Origin of the sequence: Streptomyces sp. N35, from assembly GCF_016464295.1 — a bacterium.
Classification (GTDB): domain Bacteria; phylum Actinomycetota; class Actinomycetes; order Streptomycetales; family Streptomycetaceae; genus Streptomyces.
In genome coordinates this window covers 4,906-15,399 of the sequence record NZ_JAEIMH010000136.1, presented here as the reverse complement: position 1 = coordinate 15,399, position 10,494 = coordinate 4,906, and the positions used below count along the sequence as shown (strand labels likewise).

8 protein-coding genes are annotated in these 10,494 nt (G+C 70.6%); 3 read left to right on the top strand and 5 right to left on the bottom strand.

All coding sequences use genetic code 11. The annotated features are described in order from the left end of the window. Positions 1 to 185: 185 nt before the first annotated feature. Complete coding sequence (locus tag JAO81_RS39825; protein WP_199552897.1) at positions 186 to 2,618, bottom strand: FtsX-like permease family protein; 2,433 nt, start codon at positions 2,616 to 2,618, stop codon at positions 186 to 188. Then, the gene (locus JAO81_RS39820) at positions 2,618 to 3,445 is read right to left on the bottom strand and encodes an ABC transporter ATP-binding protein (RefSeq protein WP_199552896.1); all 828 of its coding nucleotides are present in this window, start codon (positions 3,443 to 3,445) and stop codon (positions 2,618 to 2,620) included. The genes JAO81_RS39825 and JAO81_RS39820 overlap by 1 nt, the downstream gene beginning before the upstream one ends. 243 nt (positions 3,446 to 3,688) lie before the next feature. On the opposite strand from JAO81_RS39820, the gene JAO81_RS39815 reads away from it, so the two are divergent. Then, entirely contained in the window at positions 3,689 to 4,885 is a 1,197-nt protein-coding gene (locus tag JAO81_RS39815) for a cation:proton antiporter (protein WP_199552895.1), read from the top strand. On the opposite strand, the gene JAO81_RS39810 is transcribed toward JAO81_RS39815, so the two are convergent. Further along, positions 4,842 to 6,008, bottom strand: coding sequence for a PP2C family protein-serine/threonine phosphatase (locus tag JAO81_RS39810; protein WP_199552894.1), 1,167 nt, complete (start codon positions 6,006 to 6,008; stop codon positions 4,842 to 4,844). The two genes, JAO81_RS39815 and JAO81_RS39810, sit on opposite strands and share 44 nt — an antisense overlap. A 167-nt stretch (positions 6,009 to 6,175) precedes the next feature. Here JAO81_RS39810 and JAO81_RS39805 point away from each other — a divergent pair, with 167 nt between their 5' ends. Continuing rightward, a complete protein-coding gene (locus JAO81_RS39805) occupies positions 6,176 to 7,405 on the top strand; it encodes a GNAT family N-acetyltransferase (RefSeq protein ID WP_199552893.1) in 1,230 nt (409 codons plus the stop codon). Between the two features lie 43 nt (positions 7,406 to 7,448). Here JAO81_RS39805 and JAO81_RS39800 read toward each other — a convergent pair whose 3' ends face one another. Beyond that, positions 7,449 to 8,258, bottom strand: coding sequence for an Fpg/Nei family DNA glycosylase (locus tag JAO81_RS39800; RefSeq protein ID WP_199552892.1), 810 nt, complete (start codon positions 8,256 to 8,258; stop codon positions 7,449 to 7,451). A 95-nt stretch (positions 8,259 to 8,353) separates the two neighbouring features. After that, positions 8,354 to 8,839: a ribose-5-phosphate isomerase gene (locus JAO81_RS39795; protein ID WP_199552891.1), complete on the bottom strand. Its 486-nt coding sequence runs from the start codon at positions 8,837 to 8,839 to the stop codon at positions 8,354 to 8,356. Between the two features lie 150 nt (positions 8,840 to 8,989). Between JAO81_RS39795 and JAO81_RS39790 the strand changes: the two genes are divergently transcribed. Then, complete coding sequence (locus JAO81_RS39790; protein ID WP_199552890.1) at positions 8,990 to 10,447, top strand: amino acid permease; 1,458 nt, start codon at positions 8,990 to 8,992, stop codon at positions 10,445 to 10,447. Positions 10,448 to 10,494: the final 47 nt, after the last annotated feature.

Here is a 10,494-nt window from a genome sequence, read left to right as displayed (position 1 = left end):
ACCCTGCGACTGCGACCGCAGATTCGACAACACGGACGCACCCATATCGAACTTCATCGGGCCTCCCCCGGCCAGTACGGACTGGATTGCATGGCGGACTGCATGACGGATTGCATACGGAGTCATCTCTATCAATTGATGGTCCCGGCATGCAATCGCCCCCCACCAGCCCCAGGGCTCACGCCCTAGGGGGCCGTCCGCAGCGCCGCCCTGGCCGGCAGTTGGGTGGCGAGCAGGCCGAGGCCGATCGCCGAGGCCGCGAAGGATCCGTAGAGAAGAGGCGGTATGTACGGGTTTTCGCCCGTGAGGCCGTTCATCATCGGGACCAGGGTCGCCAGGGCGATGGCCGAGCCGAGCGCGATGCCCGCGCAGGCGACGAGGAGGGCTTCCCAGCCGACCATGTGGAGCACCTGGCGGCGGGTGGATCCGATCAGGCGGAGCATGCCGAGTTCGCGGCGGCGGTCGAGGACCGTCATCACGAGGGTGTTGCCGGCGGCGAGGGCCGCGAAGCCGCCGAGGACCGCCGCCATGGTGGTGTTGGCCCAGGCGTTGAGCGCGCGGTCGGTGGACTCGGCGCCGGTGTAGGCGTCGCGGTCGAGGACCTGGCCGCCGAGCGGTGCGAGCGCCTCGGCCGTGCCGCCCTTCGTCCACAGTTCGGTGGCGAAGGACGAGGTGACATGCGGGGCCACCAGCTCCTGGGCGAGGGTGACTTGGGAGAGGCCGAGCCCCCGGCCGTAGATCGCGGCCACGGTCGGCGTGGCCTTCGTGCCGTCCGGCAGGCGCAGTTCGATGCGCTCGCCCACGCCGACCTCGGCGCTCTGGGCGAGCGTGGCGTCGAGGGCGACCTCGTTCCTGCCGAGCGCGAGCGTGCCCTCGCGTACGTCCAGGTCCTGCACCTGGGCCAGCGCCTTCGCCGTACCGGAAATGCCCTGGGCGGAGGCGGATTGGAGCCAGCGGTCGGCGCCGGATCCCGCCGGGACGAGGACCGAGGTCTTGAGCACACCCACGGCCGACGTGGCGTCGGTGCGGGTGAGGGCATCGGCGGGCAGACCCGCGTCCGCGCGCACGATGTGGTCGGCGGTGATGCCGGCCGACTGCTGGCGCCCGGCGGCCCGGTCCTCGCTGGTGTGCATGAAGACGAGCGTCGAGGCGAAGGCCATCGCGAGCACGATGGGGGTGATGGCGGAGGCCATCCGGCGTGCGTTCGTACGGGAGTTGGCGGCGGCCAGCTGGCCGGACGCGCCCGCGCCGCGCAGCAGAAATCCGAAGAGCGCCGCGCAGGCGCGGGCGATGAACGGGCCGAGCAGGGCGACGGCCAGCATGAAGAGCATCACGACGCCGAGCGCCGCGTTGGCCGCGTCCTCGCCGGACTCGCTCGCGGCGAGACGGGAGAAGAAGAAGCCGCCGACAAGTGCCCCGACGCCGAGGGGGGTACGGATCCAGCCCGGTCGCAGCCGTTCCACGCTCGCCTCGCCGAGTGCCTGACCCGGCTTGATGCGCGAGGCGCGGCGGGCCGCGGTGTATCCGGCGAGCAGGGACGTGAGGATGACGGCGCCGGTGGCACTGGCCAACGGGATCCAGGAGACGGAGAGTTGGACCGTCTCCGGTACCGCGCCCTTCGCCTGCAGCTGACCGAACCACCAGGCCGCGAGCCCGATTCCGGGCAGACAGCCGACCGCGCCGGCGAGCGGTGCGAGCGTCAGGGCCTCGGTGGCGATGGTGCGGCGGATCTGCCGGGGTGTCGCGCCGATCGCCCGCAGGAGTGCGAACTCGCGGGCGCGCTGGCCGACGGAGAGCGCGACGGTACCGGCCGCGGTGAACACGGCGACCATGGTGGCGACTCCGCCGAAGGAGCCGCCGATTCCGGTGAGCACCTCCTGGGCCGAGGCGAGGGAGCCGTCCTCGGCGGCGCCGCGGTCCTGTCCCGCGTACACCTTCGCCTTGCCGTCGAGCGCCTGGGCGACCCGTGCCTTCAACTCGCTGTCGGACACGCCCTTTTCGGGCAGTACGGCGATGGCGTCGACCTTTCCGGGGTGCCCGGAGATCCGTACGGCCTCGGAGTCGGCGAACCATGCGGTCGGCTCTTGCGCGCGGGTCAGCCCGGAGACGGTGAAGGTGCGCGGGCCGTCCGGTGTCGTGAAGGAGACGCGGTCGCCGACGCGCCCCTTGTTCAGTACGACCTGACCGGTCTTGGGCGCCGAGCCGCTGCTCAGTCGCTCACCGGTGAACGAGGTCGAGCCCCAGTTGTGGGCCGTCACGGCGCCGTCGGCGCTCTGCACGGGGAAGGTCAGATCGGCGACGGCGGTACGCGCGCCGGGTACCGAACCCGCCTTCGCCACGAGGGAGTTGTCGAGGCGGGCCCGGTCGGGCACGGGGTGCGGGGAGTCATGGCGGCCGTCGGCGCTGCCGGTGATGAAGTGCGCCTGCTGGTCGGCGGCGGCGACCACGGGGGCGGCGGCGTAACGCTCGGGCGGCACGGAGGCCCGTACGCCCGTCTCCAGAAGGATGCCGCAGGCCGAGACGATCAGCGCGGCCATGGCGAGCGCGATGAACGTACCCGCGAACGAGGCCGGCTTGAAGCGGATTGCGGCCCGCGCAAGGCCGTTGGGCCCGGCCATCAGGCCCCGGCCCCTGCGTACACGGGTGCGCTGAGGGCCGCCATCCGGGCGGCGATCCGCTGGGCGTCGGCGCGCTCCAGGCGATCCGCGAGGTGGCCGTCCGCGAGGAAGAGGACGCGGTCGGCGTACGCCGCGGCCACCGGGTCGTGCGTGACCATCACGACGGTCGCACCGAGGCCGTCGACGGCCGAGCGCAGAAGTCCCAGGACTTCGGAGGCGGTTGTGGTGTCGAGGGCGCCGGTCGGCTCGTCCGCGAAGATCACGTCCGGGCGGGTGACCAGCGCGCGGGCGATCGCCACGCGCTGCTGCTGGCCGCCGGACAGTTCCCCGGGACGGCGCCGCGCCTTGTCGGTCAGGCCGACCTGCGCGAGCACCTCGGCGGCGCGCCGGCGGTCGGGGCGCTCTCCGGCGAGACGCAGGGGCAGCAGGACGTTCTGCTCGACCGTGAGCGACGGGAGCAGGTTGAACGCCTGGAAGACGAAGCCGAGCCGGGTGCGGCGCAGCTCCGTGAGCTTGTTCTCGCCCATGCCCGTGATCTCCGTACCGCCGAGGCGTACCGCGCCGGCGCTGGGGCGGTCGAGGCCGGCCGCGCACTGCAGGAAGGTGGACTTGCCCGATCCCGAGGGCCCCATCACGGCGGTGAAACTGCCGCGCTCCAGGGCGAGATCGATCCCGCGCAACGCATGCACCGTGCCGCGCCCGCGGCCGTAGGTGCGGGTCACGCCGCGCAGTTCGACCGCGTGGTCGCCGCGGTACGCCGCGCCGTGCCCCTCACCGCCGGAAACCGCCGCGCGCTCGGCCCGGGTCCTGCCTCGTCGCAGCGCCATGGTGCGGGTCTCCTCCGTCGTACTGCGGTGTCGGTCTTCGATCGCTTACGACGGTACGAATCGGGCACCTGCCGGGGCCATGAGGTATGCCTCCAAGTTCACTGGGGGGTTTCCCCCACCTCGTTCGGCCCGGCCGTCAGATAGTTGCCACGTAAACACTTTGGTAAGCTAACTATTGACGAGTTCTTGACGCCCCCTTTGCCAGGAGGAAAGCCCATCGGACACGCAGACACCCTGATAGCCATGGGCGGCGCCTTTCTCGCCGCCGCGGTCCTCGCCCGGCTCGGCGGCCGGATCGGACTGCCCACCATTCCGCTGTTCATCCTGGCCGGGATCCTGCTCGGCCCGCACACCCCCGGGATCGTGCTCGTCGCCGATCCCCACGACCTCGAGATGCTCTCGGCGCTCGGCCTCGTGCTGCTGCTCTTCTATCTCGGGCTCGAATTCCATATGGACGACCTCAAGGCGGGCGGCCGCAAAATGGCCATCGCCGGAGGGAGCTACCTAGCGCTGAACGTCGGCGCCGGCCTGGGTTTCGGATTCGCTCTCGGCTGGGGCACCTCCGAAGCGCTGGTCCTCGCCGGGGTGCTCGGGATCTCCTCGTCCGCGATCGTCACCAAGGTCCTGGTGGACACCGGACGGCTCGGCAATCCCGAGACCAAGCCGATCCTCGGGATCATCGTGGTCGAGGACATCTTCCTCGCCCTGTATCTGGCCGCATTGCAGCCCATCCTGTCCGGCGCGGACTCGCTGTCCGCGGCCGTGCTCGACGGCGGCAAGGCCTTCGGCTTCCTGATCCTGCTCGCGCTCGCCGCCCGCTTCGGCACCCGGATCGTCGGCAAGCTCTTCGCCACCCGTGACGACGAGCTCCTGGTGATCTCGTTCCTGGGCGCGGCCGTGTTCATGGCCGGGGTCTCGGAGTGGTTCGGGGTCGCGGACGCGATCGGCGCGTTCATGGTCGGTCTGATGCTCGGCAGTACGACGTCGGGCGAGCGGATCCGCAAACTGGTGCATCCGCTGCGGGACGCGTTCGGCGCGATGTTCTTCTTCGCGTTCGGACTCTCCATCGACCCCGGTGATCTGCCGGTGGTGATCTGGCCGGTCCTGGCCGCCGTGGCCGTGACGCTCGTGATGAACGTGCTCGCGGGTCTCGCGGCCGCCCGGGTCTACGGATTCGGGGCGGGTCCCGCCGCGAACATCTCCACCACCCTGCTGGCCCGCGGCGAGTTCGCGCTGATCCTCGCCACGATGGCGGCCGGCGCCGGACTCGACGACCGGCTCTCGCCGTTCATCGCGGGATACGTGCTGCTGCTCGCGGTCCTCGGACCGCTGGCCGCGGGTCAGTCGCACTGGCTGGCGCGCGTCCTGCCGAAGGGCAGGGCGGCCGAGGTGGAGCTCACGCCTCCCGGCAGAGCAGAAGCAGTGCCCGGTCGTCGTTGACGTCCTTGGCGACCGCCTCGATGAGATGCCACGCAGCGCCGTGGAAGCCGCCCGCGACATAGCGGTCGGCTTCCCCGGTGAGGCGGTCGATGCCCTCGGTCAGGTCCCGGTCGGAGGTCTCCACCAGGCCGTCCGTGAACAGCATCAGGACGTCACCGGGCCGCAGCGAACCCTTGACCGGGTCGAACTGCGCACCGTCGTACACCCCGAGCAGCGGCCCTTCGGCGCTCATCTCCTCCCAGCGGCCCGTACCGGCGTGCAGCTGCACGGCCGGCGGGTGGCCCGCGGAGAGCAGTTCGTAGTCGCCGGATTCGAGGTCGAGCGCGAGGTGGATCGAGGTCGCGAAGCCTTCGTCCCAGTCCTGGCGCAGCAGATAGCCGTTGGCCGCGGGCAGGAACTCGTGCGGCGGCAGCGAACCGAGCAGACCCCCGAAGGCGCCGGACAGGAGCAGGGCGCGGGAGGCCGCGTCCATGCCTTTGCCGGAGACGTCGGTGAGGACTACTTCCAGGGTGCGGCCGCCGTTCGTACGGGCCGCGCAGACGAAGTCGCCGGAGAAGGACTGGCCGCCGGCCGGGCGCAGCGCCATCTCACGGTGCCAGCCGACGGGCAGCGTCGGCAGCTTGCTCTGGACGCGGATACGTTCGCGCAGGTCGAAGAGCATGGTGCCGCCGCGCCGCCAGGGCACGCCCACCCGGCTGCGGAACTGGGCGATCAGCAGGCCGAAGAATCCGCAGGCCGCGACCACGAGCACTATGCCGGGCGTGACGGTGGCCGGGCCTTCCTGGTACGGCCCGAGCGCGAACGATTCGATGATCAGCGCCGTGGCGGCGGCCGCGTACAGACCGAGCAGGCTCGCGGGCCGAAGGAGCAGTCCGCCGGCGACGATCGGCAGACAGAGCAGGGCCGGTGAGAACCAGACGGGTATCGCGAGCGTGCCCGCCGTGATCGCGGGAATCATCAGGAGCAGACCCGCGAGCGCGATCCAGTCGGAGCCGTCGCCGCGGAAGTAGTCGACCCCGGATTTGCGCAGCCCGACGCGGGCCCGGTGCCAGCGTTTGCGCATCCGGGCCGGGAACGTCTCCGCTTCCGCGCGTTCCGCACGGTCGCGCTGTGCACCGGTCATTGTCCGTGGACCCTATCCATCCGGGGCGGCCCCGTGCACGGGAGGTCCGGGTTGTCCCCCGCACGAGCGGGGCCGGTCACACCGCGTGTGACGCAAGGAGCACAGCTCGTGGCGGCGGCCGGGAAAATCCCTCGCCCAGTGTCCAGGGGGCCTGGTAGGCAGGGCGTATGACATTTGAGATCCGCACCCTGGAGCCAGGTGACTGGGACCGCTGGTTCAGCAAGCTGGAGCTGGCGTTCGGCGGGGTCCGGTCGGCCCCGCAGGAGCGGGAGTTCGACCAGTCCGTCACCGAGGCCGAGCGCTCCCTCGGGGTGTGGGACGGCGACGAGGTCGTCGGTACGGCGGGGGCCTTCTCCTTCCGTATGACCGTCCCGGGCGGCGCCCTGGTGCCCGCGGCCGGCGTCACGATGGTGAGCGTCGCGTCCACGCACCGCCGCCGCGGCATCCTCACGGCGATGATGCGCCGCCAGCTCGACGACGTCCGCGCGCTCGGCGAACCCCTCGCGGTCCTCACGGCCTCCGAGCCGGAGATCTACGGGCGGTTCGGGTACGGCACCGCGACCCAACAGCTCGGTGCGGAGATCGACAGCACGCGGGTACGGCTCGCGGTTCCCGCCGGTACGGATGACGTACGGCTGCGGCTTGTTGACGCCAAGGAGTGGCTCGCGCGGTGCGAGGAGCTGTACGCGCGGCTCGTGCCCGGCAGGCCCGGGATGCTGGCGCGTACGCCGGGCTGGGACGTCGGCTTCCTGGTCGATCCGCCGGAGGACCGCAACGGGTTCTCACCGCAGCAGTGCCTGGTCGCCGAGCAGGAAGGCGAGCTGGTGGGATACGCCCGGTTCGCCACGAAACCGGACTGGGAGTCGGCGGGGCCGTGCGGCAGGGTGGCCGTGCGCCATATGGACGCCGCGACGCCCGCCGCGCAGGCGGCGATGATGCGGCACTTCCTCTCGATGGACCTGATGTCCAAGGTCGAGCTGCGCAACCGCCCCACCGACGACGCCTGGCAGCACCTGGTGTCCGACATCCGCCGCTGCACGCTGCGGCTGCGGGACTCGCTCCACGTACGTCCTGTGGAGGTGGGCGCGGCGCTCGAAGCCCGTACGTATCGCACTCCCGTGGATGTCGTCCTCGAGGTCGCGGACCCGTTCTGCCCCTGGAACGAGGGCCGTTGGCGCCTCACGGGAGACCCGCTCGGCGCCTCGTGCAAGCGCACCGAGGACGCGGCTGATCTGGCCTTGTCCGTACGGGAGTTGGGCGCCGCCTACCTGGGCGGGTACACGCTCACGTCGCTGGCCGCGGCCGGACGGGTCCAGGAGCTGCGCGCGGGTGCGCTGGCCTCGGCCTCGCTGGCGTTCGGCTCGGATGTGGCGCCGTGGCTGCCGCACGGGTTCTGAGCGGGCGGCGCGCTCAAAGGGTCCGAGGGAGCGGGCACGTCACTCAGGCGGGCTGACAGCCCGGGCACCAGAAGAGGTTGCGGGCGGCGAGATCGGCGGTGCGGATCTCGCCGCCACAGATGTGGCAGGGCAGGGTGGCCCTGCGGTAGACGTAGACCTCGCCGCCGTGGTCGTCCACGCGCGGCGGGCGGCCCATCGCCTCCGGGGTGTGCTCGGGGCGCACGGTGTCGATGCGGTTGTGGCGTACGCCCTCGTGCATCAGCTCCACCAAGTCGGCCCAGATCGCGGCCCATTCGGCGGGGGTGAGGTCCTTGCCCGGTCGGTACGGGTCGATGCCGTGCCGGAAGAGGACCTCGGCGCGGTACACGTTGCCGACGCCCGCGATCACCTTCTGGTCCATGAGCAGGGCGGCGATGGTCGTACGGGAGCGGCTGATCCGCGCCCACGCCTTGTCCGGATCGTCGTCCTCGCGCAGCGGATCGGGTCCGAGCCGGTCGTGTATCGCCTGCTTCTCGCCGTCCGTGATCAGCGCGCACGTGGTCGGGCCGCGCAGGTCCGCGTACGCCTTGGGGTGCGCGAGCCGCAGCCGCACCGTGTCGGTGGGCGGTGGCGCCTGGCCGGCGCCGAAGCCGAGCTTGCCGAACAGGCCGAGGTGGATATGGATCCAGCCGATCCTGCCGAAGCCGAGGAAGAGGTGCTTGCCGTGGGCCTCGGCGGCGGTGAGGATCCGGCCGTCGAGGAGGGCTGCGCTGTCGGAGAACTTGCCTTGAGGGCTGCTGACGCGGACCTTCCGGCGCTGGAAGCGCTCACGGTGGTCCTGTGCCAGGCGGTGGATCGTGTGCCCCTCAGGCACGGGTGTTCTCCTTCAGTACGTCAACTAGTACGTCAACACGTCGACGGCATACGTGAGCGGGCCGACCGAAGCCGGCCCGCCGCACATGTCCGGGATCAGCCCTGCGGGTGATGCGCCGGGATCGGCGGGAGCTCGTGGGTGCGCTCGTACGCCGAGAGCATCTCGATGCGGCGGGTGTGGCGCTCCTCACCCGAGTAGGGGGTGCCGAGGAAGATCTCGACGAACTTCGTCGACTCCTCCAGGGTGTGCATCCGGCCGCCGATGGAGACGACGTTGGCGTCGTTGTGCTCGCGGCCGAGCGCGGCGGTCTGCTCGCTCCAGGCGAGAGCGCAGCGGACGCCCTGCACCTTGTTGGCGGCGATCTGCTCACCGTTGCCGGAGCCGCCGATCACGATGCCCAGGGAGTCCGGGTCCGCGGCCGTCTTCTCGGCGGCACGCAGGCAGAACGGCGGGTAGTCGTCCTGTGCGTCATAGATGTGCGGACCGCAGTCCACGGGCTCATGGCCGTGGGCCTTGAGCCACTCGACGAGGTGGTTCTTGAGTTCGTAGCCGGCATGGTCGGAGCCGAGGTACACGCGCATGCGTCCGAGTGTGGCATGCCGGTGATCGGGTAGCCGCGCCCGGGTCAGGACCTTCGCCCTCATACAACGATCCGGAATCAGGTCTTCCGACTCTTCCTTCGGACCGGTTAAATGCCAGGGCTCGCAACCCGAGAACCTAAGGATTTGCGTATGACCTCGCAACCGTCCCTTGCGAAGGAAGACGCCACGCAGCCCCACAAGGGCAATGGCGCTCCTTCCACCGGCGGCTCGAACGGCTCCCCCGGCTCCGACGGCCTCAAGGCAGGCCTCAAGAACCGCCATCTGTCGATGATCGCGATCGGTGGTGTGATCGGTGCCGGACTCTTCGTCGGCTCCAGCTCCGGCATCGCCGCCGCGGGCCCCGCCATCCTCATCTCGTACGCGCTCGTCGGCGTCCTCGTCGTCTTCGTGATGCGCATGCTGGGCGAGATGGCCGCCGCGAACCCGGCCTCGGGCTCCTTCTCCGAGTACGCGGACCGCGCGCTCGGCCGCTGGGCGGGCTTCACCATCGGCTGGCTGTACTGGTTCTTCTGGGTCGTCGTCCTCGCCGTCGAGGCGACGGCGGGCGCGGTCATCCTCGAAGGCTGGATCCCGGCCGTCCCGCAGTGGGGCTGGGCCCTGATCGTCATGGTCGTGCTGACCGCGACGAACCTGGTGTCGGTCGGCTCCTACGGTGAGTTCGAGTTCTGGTTCGCCGGGATCAAGGTCGTCGCGATCGGCGCGTTCGTCGTGATCGGCTTCCTCGCGGTGTTCGGCTTCCTGCCCGGCTCGGACAACCCCGGCGCGGGCTTCGCCCACCTCACCGACACGGGCGGGTTCCTGCCCAACGGCGCGGGCGCGATCCTCACCGGCGTCCTGATGGTGGTCTTCTCCTTCATGGGCAGCGAGATCGTCACGCTTGCCGCCGGCGAGTCCGAGGACCCGCAGCGCGCGGTCACCAAGGCCACCAACTCGGTGATCTGGCGGATCGCCGTCTTCTACCTGGGCTCGATCTTCGTCGTCCTGACGCTGCTGCCCTGGAACGACAAGTCGATCGTCGACAAGGGCTCGTACGTCGCGGCCCTCGACTCCATCGGCATCCCGCACGCCGGCCAGATCATGAACGTGATCGTCCTGACGGCCGTCCTGTCCTGCCTCAACTCGGGCCTGTACACGGCCTCCCGTATGGCCTTCTCGCTCGGCGGACGCGGCGATGCGCCCAAGTCGTTCGCGAAGGTCGAGCGCAATGGTGTGCCGCGGGTCGCGATCCTCGCGTCGGTCGTCTTCGGCTTCGTCGCGGTGGGGGCCAACTACCTCTGGGAGGACACCGTCTTCCTGTTCCTGCTCAACTCCTCCGGTGCGGTCGCCCTGTTCGTGTGGCTGGTCATCGCCATCACGCAGCTGAAGATGCGCGGCATCATCCTGCGCGAGTCGCCGGAGAAGCTGGTCGTGAAGATGTGGCTCTTCCCGGTCCTGACCTGGCTGACCATCGGCATGATCGTCTTCATCTGCGGCTACATGCTGGTCGACGACGCAGGCCGTGAGCAGATGCTGCCCTCGCTGGGTGTGGCGGCGCTGGTCCTCGTGATCGCCGTGGCCCGCGAGCGGATGCGGGCCGCCAGGCGCTGACGGTTTCCCGCGTACGACGACGCCCTCCCCGTGCAGGTCACGGGGAG

What these genes read in the sequence shown, in the direction of transcription:
- JAO81_RS39805 (WP_199552893.1), top strand. Translation starts at nt 6,176, where the DNA reads ATGACATTTGAGATCCGCACCCTGGAGCCAGGTGACTGGGACCGCTGG.
- JAO81_RS39810 (WP_199552894.1), bottom strand. Translation starts at nt 6,008, where the DNA reads ATGACCGGTGCACAGCGCGACCGTGCGGAACGCGCGGAAGCGGAGACG.
- JAO81_RS39820 (WP_199552896.1), bottom strand. Translation starts at nt 3,445, where the DNA reads ATGGCGCTGCGACGAGGCAGGACCCGGGCCGAGCGCGCGGCGGTTTCC.
- JAO81_RS39795 (WP_199552891.1), bottom strand. Translation starts at nt 8,839, where the DNA reads ATGCGCGTGTACCTCGGCTCCGACCATGCCGGCTACGAACTCAAGAAC.
- JAO81_RS39815 (WP_199552895.1), top strand. Translation starts at nt 3,689, where the DNA reads ATGGGCGGCGCCTTTCTCGCCGCCGCGGTCCTCGCCCGGCTCGGCGGC.
- JAO81_RS39825 (WP_199552897.1), bottom strand. Translation starts at nt 2,618, where the DNA reads ATGGCCGGGCCCAACGGCCTTGCGCGGGCCGCAATCCGCTTCAAGCCG.
- JAO81_RS39790 (WP_199552890.1), top strand. Translation starts at nt 8,990, where the DNA reads ATGACCTCGCAACCGTCCCTTGCGAAGGAAGACGCCACGCAGCCCCAC.